At 61.7% G+C, this 25,995-nt stretch carries 20 protein-coding genes and 2 pseudogenes; 10 read left to right on the top strand and 12 right to left on the bottom strand.

The window, feature by feature from the left end:
* Positions 1-3: 3 nt before the first annotated feature.
* Entirely contained in the window at positions 4-918 is a 915-nt protein-coding gene (locus tag ATY77_RS07110) for a cytochrome c (RefSeq protein WP_088686723.1), read from the top strand.
* On the opposite strand, the gene ATY77_RS07115 is transcribed toward ATY77_RS07110, so the two are convergent.
* The 7 genes from ATY77_RS07115 to ATY77_RS07145 are packed head-to-tail and all read right to left on the bottom strand — an operon-like array spanning position 919 to position 8,882.
* Complete coding sequence (locus ATY77_RS07115; RefSeq protein ID WP_088678251.1) at positions 919-1,341, bottom strand: c-type cytochrome; 423 nt, start codon at positions 1,339-1,341, stop codon at positions 919-921.
* Positions 1,316-2,212, bottom strand: coding sequence for a cytochrome c oxidase assembly protein (locus tag ATY77_RS07120; protein ID WP_088686724.1), 897 nt, complete (start codon positions 2,210-2,212; stop codon positions 1,316-1,318). Before ATY77_RS07120 ends, ATY77_RS07115 begins: the two co-directional genes overlap by 26 nt.
* Positions 2,209-2,811: a cytochrome c oxidase subunit 3 gene (locus tag ATY77_RS07125; RefSeq protein ID WP_088686725.1), complete on the bottom strand. Its 603-nt coding sequence runs from the start codon at positions 2,809-2,811 to the stop codon at positions 2,209-2,211. Before ATY77_RS07125 ends, ATY77_RS07120 begins: the two co-directional genes overlap by 4 nt.
* Entirely contained in the window at positions 2,808-4,721 is a 1,914-nt protein-coding gene (ctaD, locus tag ATY77_RS07130) for a cytochrome c oxidase subunit I (RefSeq protein WP_088686726.1), read from the bottom strand. The genes ATY77_RS07125 and ctaD overlap by 4 nt, the downstream gene beginning before the upstream one ends.
* Positions 4,718-5,716, bottom strand: coding sequence for a cytochrome c oxidase subunit II (gene coxB, locus ATY77_RS07135; protein WP_088686727.1), 999 nt, complete (start codon positions 5,714-5,716; stop codon positions 4,718-4,720). Before coxB ends, ctaD begins: the two co-directional genes overlap by 4 nt.
* Positions 5,713-6,465 (bottom strand): c-type cytochrome, encoded by a 753-nt coding sequence (locus ATY77_RS33125; protein ID WP_245314303.1) that lies wholly within the window; start codon positions 6,463-6,465, stop codon positions 5,713-5,715. Before ATY77_RS33125 ends, coxB begins: the two co-directional genes overlap by 4 nt.
* A gap of 14 nt (positions 6,466-6,479) precedes the next feature.
* Positions 6,480-8,882, bottom strand: coding sequence for an FdhF/YdeP family oxidoreductase (locus tag ATY77_RS07145; protein ID WP_088686729.1), 2,403 nt, complete (start codon positions 8,880-8,882; stop codon positions 6,480-6,482).
* Between the two features lie 415 nt (positions 8,883-9,297).
* Between ATY77_RS07145 and ATY77_RS07150 the strand changes: the two are divergent.
* Both ATY77_RS07150 and ATY77_RS07155 read left to right on the top strand, forming a co-directional pair.
* Positions 9,298-10,298: pseudogene (locus ATY77_RS07150) on the top strand (IS30 family transposase).
* Positions 10,299-10,482: 184 nt separating this feature from the next.
* A pseudogene (locus ATY77_RS07155) lies at positions 10,483-11,909 on the top strand (ISNCY family transposase).
* Positions 11,910-12,377: 468 nt separating this feature from the next.
* Here the strand turns inward: ATY77_RS07155 and ATY77_RS07160 are convergent.
* On the bottom strand, positions 12,378-14,339 hold the full coding sequence (locus tag ATY77_RS07160; protein WP_088686730.1) for an elongation factor G: 1,962 nt from the start codon (positions 14,337-14,339) through the stop codon (positions 12,378-12,380).
* Positions 14,340-14,559: 220 nt separating this feature from the next.
* Here ATY77_RS07160 and ATY77_RS07165 point away from each other — a divergent pair, with 220 nt between their 5' ends.
* Positions 14,560-14,895 (top strand): WGR domain-containing protein, encoded by a 336-nt coding sequence (locus ATY77_RS07165; RefSeq protein WP_245314304.1) that lies wholly within the window; start codon positions 14,560-14,562, stop codon positions 14,893-14,895.
* A gap of 368 nt (positions 14,896-15,263) precedes the next feature.
* On the opposite strand, the gene aqpZ is transcribed toward ATY77_RS07165, so the two are convergent.
* Positions 15,264-15,989: an aquaporin Z gene (gene aqpZ / locus ATY77_RS07175; protein WP_088686732.1), complete on the bottom strand. Its 726-nt coding sequence runs from the start codon at positions 15,987-15,989 to the stop codon at positions 15,264-15,266.
* 109 nt (positions 15,990-16,098) lie between these two features.
* Positions 16,099-16,791: a GntR family transcriptional regulator gene (locus tag ATY77_RS07180; protein ID WP_088686733.1), complete on the bottom strand. Its 693-nt coding sequence runs from the start codon at positions 16,789-16,791 to the stop codon at positions 16,099-16,101.
* A gap of 143 nt (positions 16,792-16,934) precedes the next feature.
* Between ATY77_RS07180 and ATY77_RS07185 the strand changes: the two genes are divergently transcribed.
* The 6 genes from ATY77_RS07185 to ATY77_RS07210 all read left to right on the top strand — a co-directional run bounded on the left by ATY77_RS07185 (position 16,935) and on the right by ATY77_RS07210 (position 22,764).
* Entirely contained in the window at positions 16,935-17,939 is a 1,005-nt protein-coding gene (locus ATY77_RS07185) for an ABC transporter substrate-binding protein (protein ID WP_088686734.1), read from the top strand.
* Between the two features lie 58 nt (positions 17,940-17,997).
* The gene (locus ATY77_RS07190) at positions 17,998-18,816 is read left to right on the top strand and encodes an ABC transporter ATP-binding protein (RefSeq protein WP_088686735.1); all 819 of its coding nucleotides are present in this window, start codon (positions 17,998-18,000) and stop codon (positions 18,814-18,816) included.
* Between the two features lie 4 nt (positions 18,817-18,820).
* Positions 18,821-19,690, top strand: a complete 870-nt coding sequence (locus ATY77_RS07195) for an ABC transporter permease (RefSeq protein ID WP_088686736.1) — start codon at positions 18,821-18,823, stop codon at positions 19,688-19,690.
* Between the two features lie 38 nt (positions 19,691-19,728).
* A complete protein-coding gene (araD, locus tag ATY77_RS07200) occupies positions 19,729-21,465 on the top strand; it encodes an L-arabinonate dehydratase (RefSeq protein WP_088686737.1) in 1,737 nt (578 codons plus the stop codon).
* 13 nt (positions 21,466-21,478) lie between these two features.
* Positions 21,479-22,204 (top strand): ribonuclease activity regulator RraA, encoded by a 726-nt coding sequence (locus ATY77_RS07205; RefSeq protein ID WP_088686738.1) that lies wholly within the window; start codon positions 21,479-21,481, stop codon positions 22,202-22,204.
* Between the two features lie 74 nt (positions 22,205-22,278).
* Positions 22,279-22,764 (top strand): YidB family protein, encoded by a 486-nt coding sequence (locus tag ATY77_RS07210; RefSeq protein WP_088686739.1) that lies wholly within the window; start codon positions 22,279-22,281, stop codon positions 22,762-22,764.
* A gap of 59 nt (positions 22,765-22,823) precedes the next feature.
* Here the strand turns inward: ATY77_RS07210 and ATY77_RS07215 are convergent, their stop codons facing one another.
* Together ATY77_RS07215 and ATY77_RS07220 are read right to left on the bottom strand one after the other, a co-directional pair.
* Positions 22,824-24,443 carry a GMC family oxidoreductase gene (locus ATY77_RS07215; protein WP_088686740.1) on the bottom strand — a complete coding sequence of 540 codons (1,620 nt, stop codon included), beginning with the start codon at positions 24,441-24,443 and terminating at the stop codon, positions 22,824-22,826.
* A 2-nt stretch (positions 24,444-24,445) separates the two neighbouring features.
* On the bottom strand, positions 24,446-25,975 hold the full coding sequence (locus ATY77_RS07220) for an FGGY-family carbohydrate kinase (RefSeq protein WP_088686741.1): 1,530 nt from the start codon (positions 25,973-25,975) through the stop codon (positions 24,446-24,448).
* Positions 25,976-25,995 lie beyond the last annotated feature (20 nt).

Raw genomic sequence — 25,995 nt, forward strand, 5'->3', positions numbered from 1 at the left:
AGAATGCTGAAAGGTGCCCGGCTGTTTTCGATCGCGATCGCTGCGATCCTCTTCGTCCTTTTGTTGACCTGGCTGTTGACCAGGCCGCATTCGCCCTTCTCTGCCGGCGATGTCACGCTGACGCCCGGAGACGCCGGGCGCGGCAGATTGGTGTTCGCTGCAGCCGGGTGCGCCTCGTGTCATGCTTCTCCCGGTCAGGAAGACCGTCTTAGGCTGGGAGGCGATCTTGCGCTGGCCTCGCCCTATGGAACCTTCAGAGTCCCCAATATCTCGCCCGATCCGAAAGCGGGCATAGGATCGTGGTCGGTCGCCGATCTCGCCAATGCCTTGATCGCCGGCGTCTCCCCGTCAGGAGAGCATTACTATCCGGTATTTCCATATGCCAGCTATACCGGTATGACGCTCGACGACGTCAGGGATCTCTACGCTTTCCTGCATACGCTTTCGCCCGTGCCGGACCGTCCCCAACCACATGATATTTCCGTCCTGTTCCGAATCCGGCGGTTTGTCGGTTTCTGGAAGCTGTTGTTTTTTCACGAAGGGCGATCCGGGGGGGTGTTGAATGGCGATCCGGTGCACGATCGGGGCGCTTATCTCGTGGAGACACTCGGGCATTGCGCCGAATGTCACTCCTCCCGCAACGTCTTGGGCGCGATCAAGCCGAAGACTCGATTTGCGGGCGGCGTGAGCACGGAAGGCGTCGGCTTTATTCCGAACATCACGCCGGTCGAAATCGGTTCATGGTCGCAGCAGGATATCGTGGAAATGCTCCGGAGCGGCAAGACGCCCAACCACGGCTATGTCGGCTGGTCAATGGCCGATGTCGTCGAGAATACGGCCGAACTCCCTGCCGCCGACCAGATGGCCATCGCCCAATATCTGAAGTCGCTGCCACCGCGCGCGACCCCTCATCCTTAGCTAACGGGCATAAAGGTACGCGGCGAGATCACGGGCTTCCTGTTCAGATATTCCGGTGGCAGGCATCGCAGTCTTGGGTGAATAGGACTGCGGGGTGACGATCCAATCAACCAGATTATCGGCGGAATTGTTGAGCACGCCCGCGACATAGACCCGCTGCCGCAGACCGGAGAGATCACCGCCGACCTTGCCGTCGGCCCCCGCGATGCCCGGAATGGTGTGACAGCCAGCGCAGCCATAGCGACGGAAGATCATCGGGGCCCTGGCGGGATCGCCCTTGGTCAGAGCGATAGCTGCAGCTCGCCTTTCGGATTGCTGACGATAGATATCGGTCAGGCCAAAGGCCGCGGTCACGCCTACCATGCAGGCCGCAATCACCAGGGCAGAGCGAAGAGAATTACGGGGCGACGATACGCGTTCCATCCGTGCCTCCTTTTCCTGAAGCCCTGATCCACAGTGCGGTCAGCGTGAGTGCCGCTGCGGCGTAGATGATTCCTGCAGGAACCCACATGACCAGACCTGCCATCTGCTGGTCTTCGAGCGGCGACAACCCCCAGGTCCCGGAGGCCTGCGTCTGCACGCCATAGAGCACTTTTGGCGCAAGCGCGATGAGGGCGCCAAGGATGCTCATATGCAGCATGGTCAGAAAGACATGCCAAGCGGCCACCCCCCGGTTGCTCCTCCAGATGACGGACCACCAGAACAGGATGGCGCTCGCGAAAAAGGAAAGATGCTGCAGGCGGTGGAGGGGCGCGCTGTCAATCGTGGCATCGAAGAGAATCGGCGCGTGCCATGCCCAGATCGCCGCGCCATGCAGCAAGGTCGCAACGGTGCCGTTGCTGAGACATTTCCACGTGCTGCGCACGGCGTGCGAGGCAAGCGCCCGTCCCGCCTGGCGCCTGATCATCCTCGGAAGCCCCCAGAGCAGCATCGCCGAGGGCCGCGCCAACACGATGAGCGGCGCCGACACCGCCATGACCAATTCATGTTCGATCATGTGGAAGGTGAAAAGCTGCTCACCCAGCCAGTGCAGGGGGGAGACGAGCGCCCCGGCGAGAACGAGCCAGCCGGACCAGAAGGTCGCGAGCCGCTGCACGAAGGCACGGCGGCTTTGGGATGATCGTGGCCGGAAGCGAAGGCTGCCGCATGCATATAAGGCCGCGCTGAGGCCGAGCGGCACAATGATCCAGGGGTCGATGGTCCATGGCAACGCGACGTTATGGACATGGCCCTCATGCGCCGACGCCGGTGCCGTCATAGTTACCCAAAAGGCGATCGTGGGTCCTGTTCTCATAGCCGCGGCACCCAATAGATACATCCGTAGAGAGGAAGCCAGGTGAGAACGACAAAGTTCCAGTAGAGCGCATTGTCTTCGACGTCGCCGTAGCGGCGCGCATTGTCTGTGTGCTTGGAAAACATGAGGCACGCAAGGACGATCGTATCGATGAGATCAGTAACGATGTGGGTAGTGTGCAGACCAAGGATCGTCCAGACGATCGATCCGTAGGCGTCGTCGTCCCAGCTTATATGGAGGGCAGGAAATTCGAAGACGCGGGGGATAAGCGGTATCGCGCCCATGAAGACCATGGCGATCAACCCCAGGCGCACCTTGCGGAGCTCCTTACGTTGCGCCCATCGCGACACCAGCATATTCGGCACGATGCTGACGAGAAGCGACAGGGTCAGGATCGTACCGGGGAGAAGGTCCGGAGGGGGGGCTTCAATCGGCCAGCGCGGCGCCAGGCTCATCAGGTAGAAATAGACGGCGATCGTCAGGGCAAATCCCATGCCTTCGATCAGCATGAAGGCGCCGGTGCCCCAGAAGGTCAGGCTCGCGCTGCCCATGCCATGCAGGGGAAGCTTCGACAGGTCGAGCGCGATACGTTCTTTCATGACTCGTCCTCCGGTGTTTGCTTCGGCCAGAACCATCCCGTCAGGGTAATGGCTACCGGGATCGCGCCCCAGATCACCGCCCAAGGGCTGAAGATCGAGCCGATCAACATGATGCTGGTGGCGATGGCGGCCAGGAACGGCCAAATGGAATTGGCCGGCATGGATTCCCGCGCCTCGGGCTCGGCTGCCGCGACGCTGCTGACGATCACTTCGCGACGGTCGAGCCGAAGTCCTGTGGCCACCGGCAACGTTTCCCCATCCGCCCACAGTGGCTCGGCTGACTGGACGACGGGGATGTGGCGGAAGTTGTAGGGGGGAGGGGGCGAAGACGTGGCCCATTCCAGCGTCGATGCGTTCCAGGGGTTCGGCCCTGCAGGCGATCCGAATTTGAAGCTGCGCACGGCGTCGATGAAAAAGATGAGGAAGCCGGCGGCAAGTATGACGGCGCTGAGGCTGACGAAAAGGTTCAAACCCGCCCAGGGCAATTCCGGCGGATAGGTATAGATGCGTCGCGGCATGCCCTGGAGGCCGAGGATGTGCATCGGGAAGAAGGTCAGGTGAAAGCCGGTGAAGATGAGGCCGAAGGCCCATCGGCCGAGCCTTTCGCTCATCATGCGGCCGGTCATCTTCGGGAACCAGTAGTAGATCGCGCCGATGAGCGGGAAGACGGAACCGCCGATCAGCACATAGTGGAAATGGGCGACGACGAAATAGGTGTCGTGAACCTGCGTGTCGAGCGGCACGGAGGCCACCATCACGCCGGTCACTCCGCCGATGACGAAGGTGATCAGGAAGCCGATGATGAAAAGCAGCGGCGTCTTGAAGACGGGACGCCCGTCCCACAGCGTCGCCAGCCAGCAGAAGATCTGGGTTCCGGCGGGAATTGCGATCGCCATGCTGGAGGCGGTGAAGAAGCTGCTTCCCAGACGCGGCAGACCGGCGACGAACATGTGATGCACCCAGAGGCCGAAAGCCAGGACGCCGGTTGCGATCATCGCCAGGACCAGCGGCAGGTATCCGAAGACGGGACGCCGGGTGAAGGTGGAGATCATGGCGGACACCATGCCCACTGCCGGCAGGAAGATGATGTAGACCTCGGGATGGCCGAAGAACCAGAACAGGTGCTGCCAGAGAAGGGCGTCGCCACCCTCCCAAGGGTTGTAGAACTGCGTGCCGACCAGCCGGTCGAGAATGAGCGAGGAGCTTGCGAGCATGATCGCCGGCATGGCCAGGATGACCAGGAAGGCCGTTACCAGCATCGACCAGACGAAGAGCGGGATGCGATTGAGCGACATGCCTGGCGCCCTGAGCTTGAAGACGGTTACGACGATCTCGACGGCGACGGCGAGGGCCGACACTTCGGTGAAAGTGATCATCTGCGCCCAGATGTCGGCCCGCTTTCCCGCGCCATATTGCGGGCCGGCCAGGGGTACGTAAGCGAACCAGCCGACATTAGGGGCGGTGTCGAGAGCGAGAGAGATCCAGAGGAGCAGGCCTCCGGCAAGAAAGATCCAATAGGAAAAGGCATTCAGCCTCGGAAAGGCGATGTTGCGGGTTCCGACCATCAGCGGCACGAGATAGACCGCCATCGCCTCCATGACCGGCACGGCAAAAAGGAACATCATGTTGCTCCCATGCACGGTGAAGATCTGATTGTAACGGTCGGCGCTGATGAAGCGCGCCTCCGGAAATGCGAGCTGCAGGCGCATTGCCAGGGCAAGCACGCCGCCGAGGAGCAGGAAGATGAAGGCCGTCACGATATATCGCCGGCCGATGATCTTGTGATCGACGGTGGACAATGCCGCCAGCAGCCCTGATGGCGTTGCCCAAGTGCGCCTGAGAAAGGCTTCGGCGCCTTCATCGCCGGCTGCCAGATCAGCGGGGGACGGGATCTTGTCTTGGCTTCTCATCGGAGCTCGCTCATATAGGCGCTCAATTGCCGCAGCTCCTCACCGGTGAGGGGGACCAGTGGCATGTTGTTTCCCGGCTTCAGCGTCTGCGGATCGGCGATCCAGGCGGCGACCGATCCCCGCGTATTCTCCAACAGCCCCGCCCCAATCATGCTGCGGCTGCCAACATGGGTGAGATCGGGACCCGAGGTTCCAGACGCGCCGGTGCCCCGGATGGTGTGGCAGGCGGCGCAGGGCTTGTTTATGAAGACCAGCTTGCCTGCCACGGCATCGCTACCGGTCGGCTCGTAAGCCGCGCTTCTCTGCGCTTCCAGCCAGCGGTCATAATCCTCGGGCTCTTCGGCGATCACCAACAACGCCATGTGGCTGTGCTGCAGCCCGCAGAATTCGGCGCATTGACCGCGATAGATGCCCGGTTTGCTGGCATGAAGCGTCAGTTCGTTCTCGCGGCCGGGAACCAGGTCCTGCTTTCCCGTCAGATTCGGCACCCAGAATGAGTGGATCACGTCCGTTGCTTCCAGACGCAGCCGGATGTCGGTTCCCACGGGAATATGCAGTTCGTTGGCTGTCAGAAAAGTCTTGGCCGGGTCGGCATCGAGGTAGGTGAATTGCCACCACCATTGCTGGCCACGGACGAGGATCGTCGCAGTATCGGCTTCGCGCCAATCGATGCTGCGCGTGGTGTAAAAGCTCGCGACAGTCAGAAGAGTTATGACGATAAAGGTCGCCACGATTGCAGCGCCTACGGTCCTGCCCATCGAGCGCTCGGTCTGAGGCCTGCAGGGCGCATGGTTCGTCCTTCGAACCAGTGCCCACACCATGACAGCCATTACCAGGAGGAAGACGACACCGCAGACGGCGACGAACAGAAAGATCAACCCTCTGAGCTCCACGGCAGAAGGTCCCTCGGCATTCAGTGCCGATTGCGGATCGCCGGTGCAGCCCGAAAGTAACAGAAGATGTGGAACGAGGAGGGAGGCGCGAGCGATCTTCAAGGCCGGACACCTCGATCGGAACGGACGCCAGCCGGTCCTTCCTCGAAAAGGCCGGCAGCCGGCGCCCGGTTCTCCGCCGGCCTCGTATGCTTGTCGTCGTTCCGGCTCGGCGCGGTATAAGGCGGCGAATAAGCGCCGATCGTCCTGACATAGCCGGCGAGCTGCCAGATCTGGTCGCTCGTCATCTTGTTCACGAAGGATGGCATCCCATGAGGCCGCCCGTCGCGGATGGATGCCACGACCGAAACCATTTCAGAACCATAGAGCCACCAGCCGTCGAGAAACGAGGGGCCGGTTGCGCCCCGCCCATCTCCATGGCAGCTGGCGCAGCCGAACCAGGAATAAAGGCGTTTGCCTTGGCTGAGATCATAGGCGGTGGTCTCATAGGGTTTCCCGATCGCGAAATAAACGTCAGGAGGTGTGCCGCCAATCTTGCTGGGCATCAGCCGGAACTGGTCGAGCGCCGACGTTACAGGAGGTTCGGCACGATATTGCCTGGGGTGCCTTGCCCAGCCAATGATGGTGCCGATAGCGAGCATGCAGACAAGCGCCGCCGAGAAAAACCATATTCCAGGCTTGCCCTCGGTACGCCTGTCAGGCGGCGGCGGTAGCTGAACGAAGCCTCTTGTCACCGCGGTATCGGCTCGACCCGGACGTCGCCGGTTTGCCCAACCCACGGCTGCCGCGGCCGCGGCCACGCCGAAAAGCGTTGCCGCCACAATCCAGGTGCCGTGTTTGCTTGCGCTCATCGCCGCGGCCCGATTCAGGACGGCGGCGATTGAGCGGAGAGGCTGAGACGCACCGGCAACAGCTTATAGGACGGGGTCTTGGCCTTCGCATCATGATGCGCCAGCGGAAACAGCGGGTTGGCCTCCGGATAATAGGCAGCGCAGCAGCCAGCCGGGATATCGTGCCGGACGATCTTGAAACCCATGACGCGGCGCATCTTTGCGGCATCGATGGCCGTTGTGAGATCAACGAAGTTGCCTTCCTTGAAGCCTAGCCTGAAAATGTCCTCCTCGTTCATGAAGACCACCTTTCTGGTCCCCTTCACGCCGCGGTAGCGGTCGCCGTAGGCATAGATCGTCGTATTGAACTGATCGTTCGAGCGCAGGGTGGTAAGGTTGAGAACTTCCCCGGCGCCGGGGCCGATATCGAGGTCGGGAAAGAGCCGCCTCGGGGTGATGAAGTTGGCTTTTTGGTTCGCAGTCGTCCATTTTCGCTCCCGCGCCGGTACCGGTCGCGGGATGCCGCCCGGCTGGAACATGCGTTTGTTGAAATCCCTGAATGTCTCGGGATAGGTCGCTTCGATCGCGTCGCGGATTTTCGAATAGTCGCCCACCCATTCGTCCCAAGGCACCCGGCCTTTCGTCAACGTCGCCTTGGCGATGCCGGCGATGATTGCGGGTTCCGACAGCAGCTCGTCGCTGGCCGGTTTGGCCCTTCCGCGCGAGCCGTGAAAATGCGCCACTGAGCTTTCGATGGAGACGGCTTGCGGGCCGCTTGCCTGATCATCGATCTCAAGCCGGCCGAGGCAGGGCAGGAGGTAGGCGATCTCGCCGTGGACGACATGGCTGCGATTGAGCTTGGTTGCAATCTGGACGCTGAGGCGCAGTTTGCGCCAGGCCTCCTCCATCGCCTCCGTTTCCGGAACGGCACGCAAGAAGTTACCGCCGAGTCCGACAAATGCCGTTGCCTCGCCTTGCATGATGGCTTTGCAGGTATCGACCGTGGAGCGCCCCTCCCATTTCGGAGGCTCGAATTGATAAAGTTCAGCCAGTTTGTCCAGTGGCACGAGGCCAGGCTTCTCGGTTATCCCGACCGTGCGCTGGCCCTGAACATTCGAATGTCCTCGCACCGCGCAGATGTTTGCGCCCGGCTTACCGACATTGCCGCGCAGCAGCGCGAGATTGGCGACCATTTGGACGTTCTGAACGCCCATCACATGCTGTGTAAGGCCCATGCCGTAGATCATCAGCACGGCTTCTGAGTGAGCGTATACGCGAGCAGCCTGGATCATCTGTTCACGAGCCAGGCCGGAAACACGCTCCAGCTCGGCCCAATCGTGCCGTCGGGCAGCCTCGGCAAACTCTTGGAAGCCCGAGGTGTGCGTGTTGATAAAATCATGGTCGAGCACGTGCTTCTTATCGGCTGCGGCAATGGAAGCAGCAAACGCGACCGCCGCGGCATTCTCCGGTTTGTCAGGGGCTGCGTCGGAGCCTGAGACCTTGCTGGCGCCCATGGCCTTCAAAGCATCATCGGCTTCGATCAGAGCCTTGCAGACCCCGAACAGCGCTGCGATATCGCCGCCGTTCCTCACCTGGAAATATTCCGAGGAAATCGGTGTCGATCGGCCGGTCAGCATCTGGCTTGGCATTTGCGGGTTGATGAAACGCTCAAGCCCGGCTTCGCGCAACGGATTGAAAGTCACGATTTTCACGCCTCTGTCGGCCGCATCCTGCAAATCATGAAGCATTCTCGGCGAAGAGGTGGCGACGTTTTGCGCGAGGTAGAAGATGCAGTCGCAATTCTGGAAGTCCGAAAGGATCGCGGTGCCCACGGTCGCACCGATGCTTTCCGGGAGCCCGACGGAGGAGCTTTCGTGACACATGTTGGAGGAGTCGGGCAGGTTGTTGCTGCCATAGATGCGCGCGAAAAGCTGATACATATAGGACGTCTCCAGGGAGGCGCGACCTGAGGTATAGAAATCCACCTGCTGCGGAGGAACGCCCCGAAGCGCTCTGCCGATTTCGTCAAAGGCCTCATCCCAGCTCACCGGCTCGTATTTGTCCGTCTCGCTGTTCCAGCGCATAGGATGCGTAAGCCGGCCCTGCTCCTCGAGATCGTGATCGCTCCATTGCTCCAGCTCCTGCAATGTGTGCGCGGCGAAGAAAGCGCGGTCCGCTCGGCGCGTGGTGATCTCCCAAGCGGTCGCCTTGGCGCCTTCCTCGCAGAATTCCATCGCATGCGGTTTGGCAGGCTTTGCCCACGCGCAGCTGACGCACATGTAGCCGTCCGGCTTGTTGTGATGGGCAAGCAGCGACGAGCCTGACCTCGGTACGTGCTCGCGCAGAAGGATCTGTCCGACAGCTCTCGCCGCTCCCCACCCGCCCGCAACACCTTTGCCTTTGTCGCGGCTTGCATGGCCTCTCGATCTCGCTGACATCCTTACCTCCCAAATCTCGGCAGATTTTCCCGAGCCCGAACTCTGGCAGGAGCCAATCTGTTCCAGCGTCACCACGGTACCGCCTTTTATGCATACGCCTACCCGACGCCGGGCGAGTTTCGAGGCGCGACAGGTCTTCCAAGGGACGCTACTGGATCACAGTTGACGACGTTGAGGCCGAGATGACTTGCAGTTGCGTCGACAAGGAGTCGGGTGGACTGCCAGAAGTCATTTTCTGCCCGGCAGCGGAAGTGTTACCGAAGAGATCGTCGCTCCGTTCGGCAGGAGGCGATGGACTGCTTCTTGCAAATGTTCCATAATATTGATTACGCCTCATTTTTGATGTAGCGGGTACATTCTATTTCCAAGCGCGACATGCCAGAAAAAACAATGGCTTCCCTTTGGAGATTTTGGAATGTCCCGATGCTATTTGCAACCGACCCTCGCCGATCGCCGTCGCCTGCACCAGCTTGTCGAACGCAAGGTGCCGGTCAATGAGATGGCGCGCCAGCTCGGCCGGCACCGCTCGACGATCTATCGCGAGATCAGGCGCAATACATTCCATGATCGCGAGCTTCCCGAATATAGCGGCTATTTCTCGACGGTTGCCAACGACATCGCCAAGGACCGGCGGCAGCGCCTGCGGAAGCTCAGACGGCATCCGCAATTGCGCGAACTGATCGTCGACAGATTGCAGGCCTCCTGGTCGCCCGAGCAGATCGCCGGCCGTCTATGGGCGGACGGCCTCAGCCTCGTTCGGGTTTGCGCCGAGACGATCTATCGCGTCGTCTATTCCAAGGAGGACTATGGGTTGGGCCTCTATCGCTACCCGCCCGAGGCACGCCGCAAACGCCGTCCCCGCGGCTCCAGGAAACCACGCGACAGCGTGTTTCCTGAGGCATGCAAGATATCGCAACGGCCTGATTTTATTGACGATCGATCGCAATTTGGCCATTGGGAGGGCGACCTGCTGATCTTCCGCCGTGATATGGGTCCCGCCAACCTCACCTCACTGGTCGAGCGCAAAAGCCGCTACACCGTCATGATCAAGAACCAGAGCCGGCACTCGCGACCGATCATGGACAAGATCATCAAAGCATTCTCTCCCTTGCCGGCATTCGCACGCCAGAGCTTCACCTTCGACCGCGGCACGGAGTTTGCCGGATTCAGGGCTTTGGAAGACGGTATCGGCGCACGCAGCTGGTTCTGCGATCCCAGCGCCCCGTGGCAGAAAGGCGCGGTGGAAAACACCAACAAACGTATCCGCCGCTTCATCCGGGCGAGACGGACCTGACGGCCGTCTCGCAGCAGGACCTGATCCAGCTCGCTCGTCAGCTCAACGATCAGCCTCGCAAGTGCCTCGGCTATCGAACGCCGGCCGAAGTCTTCCTCACACATTTGCAAGACGGGGCCTGATCCCCTACCCTTAAAAACGGCATGATGCGCTTGGGTTAGATTCTCCACGGCTATTTAGTAATGCGACAGTTGGGCCAGTTAGAGATGCGACAGTCTCGCCTCTCGACGCGCTGGTCAATGCCAACGTTGGGAGCAAGGATGACGACCTTCAGCCTGGTGGAGACCATGAGCGTTTGGAGTCGTGATGTCCTGTTTGATCGCCATGTCGCAGAAAGAATTGCATCGCCTCGAAGTTGTTCAGAAGATCCGTGATCGACGCCTGAGCGTCGTCCAGGCCGCCGAGCTGCTCGGCCTCAGTCGAAGCCAGGTGCACCGGCTTCTGCAAGCTTATGACCGGACCGGTGCGGCCGGCCTGGTTTCGAAGAAGCGATCACGGCCGAGCAATCGGCGCCACAGCGAGGAGTTTCGCAATGCGGCGCTGGATCTGATCCGCGAACGCTATCTGGATTTCGGTCCGACGCTGGCGCGCGAGAAACTGATCGAACTGCATCAGATTTCGGTCGCCAAGGAGACGTTACGCCAATGGGTGACCGAGGCCGGCATCTGGATCTCACGACGCGAACGCAAGAAGCGGGTTTTCCAGCCGCGCGGCCGGCGGGATTGTCTCGGCGAGCTCGTCCAGATCGACGGCTCGCACCACTGGTGGTTCGAGAACCGCGGTCCCAAATGCGCCCTGCTCGTCTACATCGATGATGCCACCGGCAAGCTCTTACATCTGCGGTTTGCGGGATCGGAGAACACCTTCGACTACCTGCATGCGACGAAGGCCTATCTGCAGCAATGGGGCAAACCTCTGGCATTCTACAGCGACAAGCACGGTGTCTTCCGCTCGGTCCATGCCTCGGAGAAAGACCGGACGAGCGGCCTGACGCATTTCGGCCGGGCTCTTTATGAACTCAACATCGACATCATCTGCGCCAATACCCGCAGGCCAAAGGTCGCGTGGAACGCGCCAACCAGACGCTGCAGGATCGCCTGGTCAAGGAACTGCGGCTGCGCGGCATCGACACGATCGAGGCGGCAAACCTCTATGCACCGGCGTTCATGGCGGATTTCAATGTCCGGTTCGGCAAGCCGCCGCGCAATCCGAAAGACATGCATCGGCCGCTGGCCGCACATGAGAACCTCGATGCCGCCATGTGCCGAAAGGAGGTCCGCACGCTGTCGCAGTCCCTGACGTTACGCTACGACAAGGTCTTGTTCATTCTCGATCCGACGGAGCAGGCCAAGGCGCTGGCGGGAAAGAAGGTCGTCGTCTGCGACTATCCGGACGGTCGCCTCGAGATCATGCACGAGAGTTTTGCCCTGCCCTACAGAACCTTCCACACGCTACGCTCCGTCCATCGACCGGAAGTCGTCGAGAACAAGCGTTTGGACGACATGCTATCGATCGTTGCTGAGCTGCAGGCTGGGCGTGAACTGCAGCGCAGCAGGAGCGGCCCTCGCCGCACCGGTCAGACGGATCATATGTTTGGGATACCGGATGGCAGCCAGGGCAACGGTTATCAAAAGCGTGGCCGCAAGCCCGGCCGGCGGACGGACTTCATGAACGATCCGGAAGTCATTGCGAAACGGCAGAAGGCGCTGGCGCGGATGGAGGCTGCCGAATGAAGGGTGTCGGCATCGTCTCAAAGCTAAAGCCGAAGGGTGCCTCTCACCCGCCCCCTCCCTACCCTTGCAACCCGGCCCAGCCGGTTCGGTCGGGGGCTGATCACCAGGGCCAGCGTCGCGCTTCTAACTGGCTGGCGGCGCCGCACCTCTAACCAGCGTTGACATTTTTGATGTAGCCGCAAAGTTGAAATGTCCTGCGAACTCATCGAGAGAAACGGACCAGCCGACGGCGGATTTCATTTGCTGGCAATCGGCAACACGGTTGATTTGCCAAACGACTGGGCCGCATACTAATGGCCGAATTCTACGTGATCGCCATCAGCGAACTGATCAACTACCCGAAGCACACCGTCCCCGGCAAGCAAGCCCCAACCGCAGGGCTATGCTATTGGAACTGCAAACGTTGCAGGCACGTAAGGGCGGGCGTGAGCCCGGCTCTGTGAACGAGCATGAAGTCATGCGAACGTTTCAGTGTGCGGTGCCCGATTTCTCCTTTGCCCTCACAATAGCGTCCGCTTCCTTGCCGTATAGTTCCTCGAAGTGGTCGAAGTTCTTGGAAAAATAACCAATGCCCTGCGTCGCCGAGCGCAGCGACCGCGCCAGATCTTCAAGTGCGCCGCCCGGAACGAGCGCCCGGAAGATGTCCCATCCCTTGGCGGCTTCATCACGGTCGAAGCCGAGAACCTGACCGTTGAGACCGGCGACGATCTGGACAAGGCTGCCTGAATAGACCGAAGGGATGTGGAACTCCGTACGGAAGATCGGCTGCATCAAAACGGTCGATCCTTCGGAAAACGCCTGTCGCACCCCCATTTTCGACGCAGTCCGGAAAGCGTGTTCCGAGCTGTCGACGGTATGGTGCTGACCGTCCAACAGCGTTACGCCGACATCGATGACTTCGAAGCCTAGCGGTCCTTTTTCCATCGCTTCGCGCGCGCCCGCTTCGACGGCCGGGAAGTAATTGCGCGGAACGGCGCCGCCCTTGACGGTTTCGCCAAAGGTGAAGCCCTGGCCACGCTCGTTGGGGTGAATGCTCAACTTCACATCCGCGAATTGCCCGGCACCGCCGGTCTGTTTGCGATGGCGGTAATGAACCTCCGATGGTTTGGCGATCGTCTCGCGGTAGGTTGGGCTGGGCGTTCGGTCGGTCACGGAGATGTGAAAGACATCGGCCAGCGTTCGGCAGAGATCACGCAGATGCACCGGCCCTTGGGCGCGGACGAGTTGAGCGCCCGTGCCTTCCTCCTGCAAGACCTTCAGACCGCGATCCGTCTCCGAAAGTTTCGCCAGCGTTTCGGAAAGTTTGTTTTCATCGCGCTCGCTGCCCGGAATGAGAATCCTTTCAAGCATCGGCGTAGGTGGTTCCGTCCACTCGGGCGGGGCGATCACCGCGCCGGAGGTTAACAGCGAAGGGACGGACAGGTGGTCGGACTTGACCGTCGCGAAGACATCCCCGGGTGCCGGCAGAACCGCCGAATTGGACCGCCCGTTTGCGAGATTTTGTACGGCGCCGAGGCTGGAGCCGCCCAGTGATGCGCCTTGCCGCAGTCCCTCGCCAAGTGCGCGCACGAGCACCGTCTTGCCGACATTCTGGCGATGATAGGCATGGAAGCTCACGGCCACCAGTTTGCCTTCATCGACAGTTCCCGTATGAGCGAGACGCTGCCGAAGAACCGCTACCGGCGGCGCCTCGTGGCGCAGCGCCTTCATCAGCCTCATCATGCCGTTGCCGTGACTTGCAGCACCGATCAGGACCGGGATAATTCTGTTTTCCCTGAGAACCCGTGATGAAATGGCATAGAGCGCGTCGCTGGATGGCTCGCGGTCCTCGATCAGTTCCTCGAGAAGCCAGTCATCGAATTCGGACAGATGTTCCAGGAGCTCGGTGCGCGCTTCGTGCTCGCGTTCGGCAGTGCTTTCGGGGATTGCGATCAGCGCCGAAGTCTGGCCTTCCCGATAGCGCCACGCCCGTTCCGAAATCAGATCGCAGCTGCCTACGATCCTGTCCCCCTCGCGGATCGGGATCTGGCGAAGCAAAAGGGTATGGTTGGCGTAGTCTTGAAGCGCGGCGATCACGTCCCTCAACCGCCCTCTCGGTTCGTCCATCCGGTTGACGAAGAGGATGCAAGGCGTCCCCGAAGCTTCGACGATCCTGAGATAGGGCGCGGCGAGCACCGCCTCCTCAGGTGCGGATGAAACGCACAGTATGCAGGCGTCGCTGGCAAGAAGCGCGTGCTGCGCATGCGCCAACGCTTCGTTCGGTCCTGGCGCATCCAGTGCACACCACGCCTCGTTTCCGAAGGTGAACTCTGTGAGGTTCAATCCATAAGGGGAGCTGGATTTTCTCGGCGTCCCCTCCAGGGAGCCGAGCTTTTCCACGACTGTCGATTTTCCGGTCTGCGAGGGTCCAAGCACGGTAAAGCAACGCATCGGCCTTCCTCCAACTGCCATAAACACAATTTTCAGCCATCATAGGATGCCCTGAACCGCTGCAAGGCGCCAGAGGTGTTCAGTTTCACAACGCCAAGCACCAGGCCGGAATTCGCCGATATCGATATAATAAACTTCTGTCTTTCCGATTACGCCGCATCATGTTCTGGTGAGCCCGACGGGTCATGACAACCGTCAGGCAGCAGAATGCATCACGCAGATGAATCAATCAGCCGGGATCGATTCAGGAAACTCGTTGGACGCCGGGAACAGTGCGGCCGATGATGCGAACATGGATGCCGACACCGAAATGACGCTGCTTTACAGGATTGATCACGCTCGGAATATGGCGCGTTTCTACAGCCTGTCCGTCGAGCCAAGCTTATTCGGAGGCACCGCGCTTGTTCGCCGCTGGGGCAGGATCGGCACGGATGGCCGGCAGAAGATCGAATTCTTCGATACGGCTGCAGAGGCTGCCGATGTTCAGTCTCGTTTTGCTGCGCAAAAGCTGCGCCGCGGATACGTCCGCGAGCTGTTGCGGATGAGCGGAGGGTAGACTTCCAGTGCGGTTGTGCGACGGGGGAGAGGTTACCTGGCGCCATTGCCGGCGCAAATCCGGGCCCCTGCGCTTCGACGTCCTTCGGGTCCAGCGTCGCGCTGCCGGCCTGGCGGTTGATGTCGGCCGAAACGATATGCAGGCACCGATCGAAGCCGTTGGGGCGAAGGAGAATGGCGCCGGCAATGGTGAGGGCTGAGATGAAGATCACAGCGGCCGGCAACAAGCTGTCTCGCATCATTACCTTTCCTTGAAATCCCGCTGGCCGTGTGCCCTGCAACCTAACTATGGATGCAGCGTCTCGCAACGCCGTCAGCAGATCCGCCGCGACCGACGCGGCAAGGGCCGGTCGCGGTATCCTTCCCGGTCTATTCCGCCGGTGCGGTTCCGATGACGACACCATCGGGTTCATGGCTGAGCCAGCGGTAAAGCGCGCCGCCGATCACCCCGCCGGCGATCGGCGCCAGCCAGAACAACCAGAGCTGCTGAACGGCCCAGCCGCCGGCAAAGACCGCCACACCGGTGCTGCGCGCCGGATTGACCGATGTATTGGTGACATCGATGCTGATCAGGTGGATGAGCGTCAGTCCGAGACCGATGGCAAGCGGCGCAAAGCCGGCAGGCGCCTTGCCGTGCGTTGACCCCATGATGATGAGCAGGAATACCGCCGTCAGCACCAGTTCTGCCAGGAAACATGCAAACAGGCCGTATTGGCCGGGTGAATGTTCGCCGTAGCCGTTCGAAGCGAAGCCGGCGGAGGGATCGAATCCGGCTTTGCCGCTGGCGATCAGGTAAAGCACGCCGCCGCCGATAACGGCGCCGACTACCTGAGCGACGATATAGGGGGCAATCTGGTTTGCTGGGAACCGTCCGCCGGCTGCGAGGCCGATCGTGACGGCCGGGTTCAGATGGCAGCCCGAGATATGGCCGATCGCGTAGGCCATGGTCACGACAGTCAACCCGAACGCCAACGCCACTCCGAGATAGCCGATTCCGACATTCGGCAGGCCTGCCGCGATCACGGCGCTGCCGCAGCCGCCAAACGTCAGCCAGAACGTGCCAATTGCTTCCGCTGTATATTTCCTCATCGTCATGGAAACCTCTCTCGATAGAGATCATGCGTCGCCACCCTGGCGGGCATTGAGGAACCCTAACGCCGGGAGATTGCGTGAGGCATACTTTTCGTCGGGCGTTCGGCAGGCCTTAACCGCGAATGTAATCCGGGTACTGCGCCTTGATCAGATCGATGATCGACAGTGTGCCGGACAGATGTTTTCTGAGCGCCGCCGTCGCCGCTTCAGGATTACCCGACGCGATGGCGTCGACGATGGATTCATGGTCGGCAAGGACTGTCTGCATCTTGCCCGGCATCGGGAGGTTGAGGCGCCGCAACCGGTCGAGATGCACGCTCTGGCGCCTGACATTGGCCCAAAGCTGCAATATGCCCGCCTTCTCGTAGAGCTTCCGGTGGAAATCGCGGTCAATGTCGTCGAAGATGTCATAAGTTTCCGGAGACTGAACCGCCTTCTGCCGCGCCAGAATCTCGCGCAGCTCCGCCGCCGTCTCGCCTGGCGCCTCTTCGGTCAACCGCCGCACCGCCTCAAGCTCGATCGATAGCCGCAGAAACTGCGCCTGCCTCGCATGGTCGGTGTCGATCTTGGCGACAACGGTCGCATATTGCGGATAAACTTCAACAAGTCCTTCTTCCTGAAGCCGCATCAAGGCATCGCGTACAGGGGTCTGGCTCACGCCGAATTCCAGCTGCAGCGAGGCGCGGGACAATACCGTCCCCGGCGCAAGTTCCACCGTCAGTATCCTCGCCCGCAATATCTCATGGATTTGCAGCGCCACCTGTCGTGACCGATCCAACTGGCTTTCCCGAACCATTCCGCTCATGTCCCTGCCCTTCTTCCGCCTCGTGCAAATCGACTAGATCACATTTTTTGGGTTGATGCACTGATGCATTAGTGCTTCAATGAAGAAATCCGCCTCGGGAGGGGCGGCAGAGGGCTCTCGCCCGCATCCTTTGGGAGGACCAGATGCAAATTCTAAAACATTGTCTTGCGGCCGCGGCCCTGACACTCGGCCTTGCTTCGGCCAGCCAGGCGGAGGAAAAGACCGCTATCTCGATTACCCGCCAGCCGGGCATCCTCTATCTCGCCAGCCACGTCATGGAGACGCAGAAGCTGATCGAAAAGCACGCGGCCGCCGAGGGTGTGGCTGATGTGACTGTCGAATGGCGGACCTTCAGCGGCGGCGGCGCTCAGACGGATGCCTTGCTGGCCGGCAATGTCGACGTCGTCAATACCGGCACCGGTAACCTGCTTCTGCTCTGGGACCGCACCAGAGGAAAAGTGAAGGGGATCATCACCAGCTCCGCGCAGCCGGTGATCATGGTCAGCAATGACCCGCGCATCAAGTCCCTCAAGGGCATTACCCCCTCCGACAAGATCGCCGTGCCGACGGTCGGCGTGTCGACCCAGGCCATCCTGCTGCAGATGGCGGCGGCGAAAATGTTCGGCGAGGACAAGGTCAAGTCATTCGATTCCAACACCGTTCAGCTGGGACATCCGGACGCGGTTGCTGCGATCGCCAACCCGAACCACGAAGTGAAGAACCATTTTTCGGCGCCGCCTTTCCAATATATCGAACTGAAGCAGCAAGGCGTGCACAGGGTGACCGATTCCAAGGAGATTCTCGGAGGTGCGCTGACACAGGCGACCTTCTTCACCACCACGGCATTCGCCGATGCCAACCCGAAGATCGTCAAGGCGCTGCGCGAAGCGACGGAAGAAGCAGTCGCTTTCATCAAGAAAGACCCCAAGGCCGCCCTGGAAGCCTACAAGACGGTATCGGGCGACAAGACCAGCCTCGATGATCTGCTCGCCATGCTGAAGGAACCGGGCATGGATGAATGGCGCACCGACCCGCAGGGTACGATGAAGTTTGCCGAGCACCTGCACAAGATCGGTACGCTCAAGACCATGCCGAAAGCCTGGACCGACTATTACCTGCCCGACTCCGCCTATCTCAACGGCAACTGACGGCACCTGGGAGCGGCGCTTAAAACCCGCCGCTCCCCCTCTTCAAGGAGTAATTCCAATGCTTCAGGCCATTGCCCGCACCGGCAACGAGACCGCCCCGGCGGCCGAGAGAGAGCCCCTTCTCAAGGTCGACAATGTGACGCTGCGCTATAAGACCCCGAACCTGTTGGTCACCGCCACCGAGGGCGTCAGTTTCTCCGTCAGCCAATCCGACAGGTTCGTGCTGCTCGGCCCGTCCGGCTGCGGCAAGTCAACGCTTCTGAAAGCTGTCGGCGGCTACATGGCGCCGTCGGCTGGCTCCATCCATATCAATGGGCGGCAGGTGAAGTGTCCGGGGCCTGACCGCATGATGGTCTTCCAGGAGTTCGACCAGCTCATGCCCTGGAAAACCGTGCTCGAGAACGTCATGTTTCCGCTGCTGGTCGCCCGCAAGCTGCCGAAAGGCGAAGCCGAAGCATTGGCGCGCGAGTATATCGACAAGGTGAAGCTGACGCGCGCCGTCGACAGTTATCCCCACACACTATCCGGCGGCATGAAGCAGCGCGTCGCCATTGCCCGCGGCATGGCGATGCAGCCGGATATCCTGCTGATGGACGAGCCTTTCGCAGCGCTCGATGCCCTCACCCGCCGGCAAATGCAGGACGAGCTGCTCCAGCTTTGGGAAGACACCAAGTTCACCGTCATCTTCGTCACCCATTCGATTGCCGAAGCGATCAAGATCTCGAACCGGATCCTGCTGTTGTCGCCGCACCCGGGCAGGGTCAAGGCGGAAGTGGTCGATGTCGACAAGGTCAGCCATGAGGACGGCAGCGCCGCGGCGCTCGAGCGTGACGTCCATAACCTGCTGTTCCCCTCGGAACCCGGCCACAAGGAATAGAACCATGTTGTCCGCAAACATCATTCTCGCGCCCGATGTCGAGGCCGCCAAGCCCTACGACAACGTCAAACCGGTCGAACAGAGGCTCAGTGCATTCGAAACGCTCTGGGGCGTCGGCGCATTGCGCAAGACATTGCTGATCCTCACGCTGGCAATCGTCTGGCAGGTCTACGCCTCCTATCTCGACAATCCCCTTCTGTTCCCGACGCTCAGCGACACGATCGTCACGCTGGTCGATCGCTTCGCCGATGGCACGCTGCCGGCCCGCATCTGGACGACGCTGCAGATCCTGTTCATGGGATATGCGCTCGGCACCGTGCTCGCCGCACTCCTGACCGTGCTCGCCATCAACACGCGCATCGGCACGGATTTTCTCGAAACGATGACGGCGATGTTCAACCCGCTGCCGGCGATATCGCTCCTGCCGCTGGCGCTGATCTGGTTCGGTCTCGGCGCCTCCAGCCTCGTCTTCGTGCTCGTGCATTCGGTTCTGTGGGCGGTGGCGCTGAATACCCATTCCGGTTTCCTCGGCGTCTCGCGCACCTTGCGCATGGTCGGCGCCAATTACGGCCTGACGGGGATTTCCTATGTGCTGCGGATCCTCGTGCCGGCCGCCTTCCCTTCCATTCTCACCGGCCTGAAGATTGGCTGGGCCTTCGCATGGCGCACGCTGATTGCCGCCGAGCTCGTCTTCGGCGTCTCCTCGGGCCAGGGAGGCCTTGGCTGGTTCATCTTCGAGAACCGCAACCTTCTCGATATTCCGGCAGTCTTCGCTGGCCTCTTGACCGTGATCATCATCGGCCTGATCGTCGAAAATCTGGTCTTCCAGACGATCGAGCGCCACACCATCCAGAAATGGGGAATGAAGGAATAGCCGCGAATGCAATTTTCCCATCCCGAGAAGGTATCCTCATGACACACAGAAAAACGCCGGACATGCTGCGAAGCGCGCGATGGTTCGCGCCTGATGACCTTCGCAGCTTCGGCCATCGCTCGCGCATGATGCAGCTCGGCTACGCCGAGGAAGATTTCCGCGGCAAGCCGATCATCGGCATCCTGAACACCTGGTCGGAGCTCAATACCTGCCACGCCCATTTCAAGGAACGCGTGCACGACGTGAAGCGAGGCGTCTCCCAGGCCGGCGGCTTCCCTGTCGAGCTGCCGTCGCTGTCGGTCGACGAAAGCTTCACCAAACCCACCTCCATGCTCTACCGCAACATGCTGGCGATGGAGACGGAGGAGATGATCCGCTCGCATCCGCTCGATGGCGTGGTGCTGATGGGAGGCTGCGACAAGAGCACGCCGGGCCTCGTCATGGGCGCGCTGTCGGTCGGAGTGCCGATGATCTACCTGCCCGCCGGGCCGATGCTGCGGGGCAATTACGCCGGCAAGATTCTCGGCTCCGGCTCGGACGCGTGGAAATATTGGGACGAGCGCCGCGCCGGCAACATCACCGATGCGGAATGGCTCGGCGTTCAGGGCGGCATCGCCCGCTCGGCCGGCACCTGCATGACGATGGGAACCGCCAGCACCATGACGGCGATCGCGGATGCGATGGGACTGACGCTGCCGGGGGCATCGTCCATTCCCGCCGTCGACGCCAATCATCAGCGGATGTCGGCCGCCTGCGGCCGGCGGATCGTGGAAATGGTCTGGGAAGACTTGAGGCCGGACCAGATCGTCACCGAAGCGGCGTGCCGCAACGCGGCGATCGTCGCCATGGCGACCGGCTGTTCCACCAACGCCGTCGTCCATCTGATCGCGATGGCCCGGCGCGCCGGAATCAACCTGACGCTCGACGATCTCGATCTGCTGGGACGGGTGACGCCGCTCATCGCCAACGTCCGCCCTTCCGGCAAAGACTATCTGATGGAGGACTTCTTCTATGCGGGCGGCCTCAGGGCGCTGATGAAACAGCTCGAAGACAGGCTGGACCTGACGGCGATGACGGTCACCGGAAAGACCATGGGCGAGAATTTGATCGGCGCGGTGGTCTATAATGACGACGTCATCCGGCCGCTTTCCAACCCGGTCTATCACGAGGGATCGCTCGCCGTCCTGCGCGGCAATCTCTGCCCCAACGGCTCCGTCATGAAGCCTGCGGCCTGCGACCCGAGATTTCATGTGCACCAGGGGCCGGCGCTCGTCTTCGACAGCTATCCCGACATGAAGAAGGCGATCGACGACGAAAATCTCGATGTCACGCCCGACCACGTCCTCGTGCTGCGCAATGCCGGGCCGCTGGGCGGACCGGGCTTTCCGGAATGGGGCATGCTGCCGATCCCGAAGGCGCTGATCAAGCAGGGGCATCGCGACATGCTGCGCATCTCGGACGCGCGCATGTCGGGCACCTCCTACGGCGCCTGCATCCTGCACGTGTCGCCCGAGAGCTATGTCGGCGGCCCGCTGGCGCTGCTCAGAACCGGCGACATCGTTCGCCTCGACCTGCCGAACCGCCGGCTCGACATGCTGGTGGACGAGGCCGAACTCCTCCGCCGCCGCGATGCATGGAAGGCTCCGGAGCCGCATTTCCAGCGCGGCTACGGCTGGATGTTCTCCCGCCATGTCACACAGGCCGACCAGGGTTGCGACTTCGATTTTCTTGAAACCGGCTTCGGCAAAAGCGCCGGCGAACCGGACATTTATTGAGGGAGAAATGAGCATGACCGACTATGTGCTGAGCGACGCGACCCGGGCGAAATTCAAGAAGATCTCCACCGCGTCGATCGCGACCGCCCTCTTCAAGCGCGGCCTTCGAAACCAGTTCATCCAGGGCGTCGTGCCCGTGGCGCCCAAGGCGGAGGTGATGGTGGGACAGGCATTCACGCTGCGCTACATACCCGCCCGCGAAGACCGCAATCCGATCACCGTCTTCCAGAATCCGAACCATCCGCAAAGAGTTGCGATGGAGACATGCCCTCCGGGGCAGGTGCTGGTGATGGATGCCCGCAAGGACGCGCGGGCCGCAACGGCCGGCTCGATCCTGATCACCCGGCTGGCGCTGCGCGGCGCGGCCGGCGTCGTCTCGGACGGCGGCTTTCGCGATGCCGCGGGGATCGGAGCGCTCGATATGCCGGCCTATTACGCCAAGCCGTCCGCTCCGACCAATCTCACTCTGCATGAAGCGCTCGATATCAACGTGCCGATCTCCTGCGGCGACGTGGCGGTGTTTCCAGGAGACGTACTGGTCGGCGATCGCGACGGCGTCATGGTCATCCCGGCGCATCTCGCCGACGAGATCGCCGATGAATGCACGAATATGGAAAACTATGAGGACTTTGTCCTTGAGCAGGTCAAGGCTGGGGAAACTATTATCGGCCTCTATCCTTGCACGAAGGACGAGCACCGGCAGAAATACCAGGCCTGGCGCAAGGAAAACGGCCGCTGAGCCCGCCGCTCTGGTCGATGGAACCATAATCTCTTCTGCAGGTTTCCTTTGGTCAAAAACTGGAGGAGATCACCATGAACCGCAATCTTACCGCCTTGCTCGGCATCCTCGCGGTCGCAGGATACCAGAATCGTGACAAGATCAATGAAATTCTGAAGAACCTGACCCAGGGAGGCCAGCGCTCCCCGGGCCAAGTGGCCCCCGGAACCGCGCAGGGTGGCCTTGGCGATATCCTCGGCAACCTGACGAGAGGCGGTGGCCTCGGCGATCTCATTCGCGGCGGGTCCGCCGGCGGCATTCTCAGCGGCGGCCTGGGCGGACTTGTGGATCAGTTGACGAAAAACGGCCGCGGCGATGTGGCGGATTCCTGGGTCAAACCCGGGCCGAACCAGCCGATCGAAAGTCCCGATCTTGCCGATGCATTGGGCGATGAAGTTCTGTCGGAACTGACTGAGAAGACCGGTCTCAGTCGGGAAGAGATCGTCTCGCGCTTGTCTCGTGAGCTTCCGCGCGCCGTCGACGATCTGACGCCCGATGGCAGGGTGCCGGACAGCATCTGATCGAAGCCAGATGGCGGCGCCCGCGGGCCGATGCCGTAGGCGCCGCCATCAAACTGGTTCTAATCGCCGTTCAGGATCGCTTCCGCCGCCTTCTCCGCAATCATGATCACCGGCGAGTTCGTATTGCCGGAAACGATCGTCGGCATGATCGAGGCGTCGACGACCCGGAGCTTCCCCACGCCGTGCACGCGCAGTTGCGTGTCCACCACCGCCATCGGATCGCTGCCCATCTTGCAGGTGCCGACAGGGTGGAAGATCGTCGTGGCGATGTCGCCGGCGCGGCGGATCAAGTCCTCGTCGCTCTCATATTCCCGGCCCGGCAGCATTTCCTGCGGGTTGAAGCGGGAGATGGCCCTCGCCCGCATCAGGCTGCGGGCGTGGCGGATGGATTTTGCCGCGAGCAGCCGGTCGCCGGCCGTCGAAAGATAGTTCGGTCGGATTTCCGGCGGTTGGCTGGCGTCGTCTGTCGTGATGTGCACCGTGCCACGGCTTTCCGGCCGGAGATTGCAGACGGAAACCGTGACTGCCGGATAGCGGTGCAACGGCTCGCCGAGGCGGTCCGTGCTGAGCGGCTGCACGTGATATTCGAGGTCCACCGTCGCAACCGCCGGATCGCTTTTGGCGAAGATGCCGAGCTGGCTCGGCGCCATCGAAAGCGGACCGGACCGGTTGACGGCATATTGCAGGCCCATGCCGGCGCGGCTGAAGAGGCTGTGATAAAGCTGGTTCAGGGTGCGCGCGCCTTCGATCTTGAAGACCGTGCGGATCTGCAGGTGATCCTGAAGGTTTTCGCCGACGCCCTGAAGGGCGTGACGAACCGGAAGATCGAGCGCTGAGAGAATCTCCGGCCGGCCGATGCCGGACAGTTCCAGGATTTTCGGCGAGTTGATGGCCCCTGCCGACAGCACCACCTCGCGGGACGCGCGGGCGATGCGGAGCCGGCCGCCGAGGCGGAAGCACACCCCGGCGACGGCCTTGCCGTCGAACTCCAGCCGTTCGGTCTCGGCACCCGTCAGGACGCGAAGGTTTCTGCGCTTCATCGCCGGCCGCAGGAAGGCTTTCGTCGTGTTCCAGCGCAGGCCGCCCTTCTGGTTGACCTCGAAATAGCCGGAGCCTTCATTGTCGCCATCGTTGAAATCGTCGGTCTTCGGGATGCCGAGTTCTTCCGCTGCATCGCGGAAGGCGTCGAGAATCGGCCAGGAGAGACGCTGGCGCTCGACGCGCCATTCGCCGCCGGCGCCGTGCATGGCGGATTTGCCGCGGTAATTGTCTTCCGACTTCAGGAAATAGGGCAGCACGTCGTCCCAGCCCCAACCGGCGTTGCCGGCCTGCCGCCAGCCGTCATAATCGGCCGCCTGCCCGCGCATGTAGATCATGCCGTTGATCGACGAACAGCCGCCGAGAAGTTTCCCGCGCGGGTAGTTCAACGCGCGGCCATTGAGCCCGGCCTCGGCGGCCGTCTTCATCATCCAGTCGGTGCGTGGATTGCCCATGCAGTAGAGATAGCCGATCGGCACATGGACCCAGTGATAGCGGTCCGTGCCTCCGGCCTCGAGCAGCAGCACCCGGGCTTTCGGATCGGCCGAGAGCCTGTTTGCCAGAACACAGCCGGCGGAGCCGGCGCCGACGATGATGAAATCGTAGCTTCCCTCGTCCATCGGCGTTTCATTACCACCCATGGTCACGCCGCAGCTCCCGTTGCCGTAGGTTCGGCTGCCGAAAGCCGCCGCCAGAGCGGCGCCATGGCTTCCGCTATGTCATTGTAAAGCGCGTAGCGCCGGCCGTAATGCGCGGCGAGCGCCGCATTCGGCCGATAGTGCCGGTCGATGCGCACCATGGCATCCGCGCCTTCCGTGAAATCGGCAAACAGGCCAACGCCGGTTCCTGCCGCAATCGCCGCACCGAGGGCCCCGGTCTCCCTGGAGATGGCGACAGAAACCGGCACGCCGAGCACATCGGCAAAGATCTGCGGCCAGAGGCGGCTGCGTGATCCGCCGCCCGACAGCACCGCCTGGTCGAAGACGGCCCCGGCTGTGCGGAGCGTCTCGACATGGTGGCGGTGGCCGAAAGCGACGCCTTCGAGAAGGGCGCGGATCATGTGTCCCTTGGTGTGCCAGCCGGCAATGCCGTAAAAGCCGGCCCGCGCATGGCCGTCCTGCTGGGCGCCGTAGAGATAGGGATGATAGAGCGGGTCGTCGGCAGCCGGCTGAATTTCCGCCGCCAGCGCGCAGCAGGCGTCGAAGGGCGAGACGCCCTCCGCATGCTCGCCATCGAAAAATTCCCGCACCAGCCATTCGAGATTGGCGGCCGACGTGGCGCTGTTTTCCATCGCCATGCAGCGGGTGCGGTCGAAAGTCGAGGACATGAAGACAGGCCTGCCGAGATCGGGCCGGTCGATGATGACCTGGTTGATGCTCCAGGTACCGGCGATGATCGAGGCGCTGCCGGTGCGCGAGACGCCCGAGCCGAGTGCAGAGGCGACAACGTCGAACAGCCCGCCGACAACCGGCGTACCGGCGGCAAGGCCGGTTTCCGCCGCGACCTCTTCCGTCACCTTGCCGGCAATGTCGGCGCTTTCGATCAGCCGCGGCAGCAGGTCCATGCAGTCGCCGAGGCCGTAAGCTTCCATCAGCGTGCGGTCATAACGGCGTGCGGCGAGATCGAGCAGCCCTGCCCCTGACATATCCGACATTTCGCTGACACGCTCGCCGGTCAGCCGGTTGACGACGAAATCCTTGGAGCAGAACACCGTGCCGATGCGCTGGAAAACCTCCGGCCGATACCGTTTCAGCCAGGCGAGCAGGGTTGGCGTCTGCGAGGGCCAGGGCCGTTGGCGGGCGATCGGATAGGTGCGATCGCCGACAGCCTCGGCCACCCATTCCTCGACGAGCCCGGTCGCCCGCGTGTCGAGCGACTGGATGCCGAGGAAGGGTTCGCCATTTCGATCCAGCGCATAAAGCCCGTTGCCGTGGCCGGCGCAGCCGATTGCGGCGATATCGGCCGCAGCAATGCCTGCCCGCTCGAGGCAGGTGCGGATAACGCGTTTGGCGTTGGCCCAAAGCTCGCCGAGATCGCGCTCGACATGGCCGGGACATGGCATCCGGCTATGCCCCTCCTCTCCCGCATAGGCCACTTCCCGGCCGGCGCGATCGAAGATCACCGCCTTGATGACGGTGTTGCCGGCGTCGAGCCCCAACAGATATTCTCCCATCGCGAACCCCTCCCAAGGTT

This window comes from Rhizobium sp. R634 (assembly GCF_002211305.1).
Classification (GTDB): domain Bacteria; phylum Pseudomonadota; class Alphaproteobacteria; order Rhizobiales; family Rhizobiaceae; genus Rhizobium.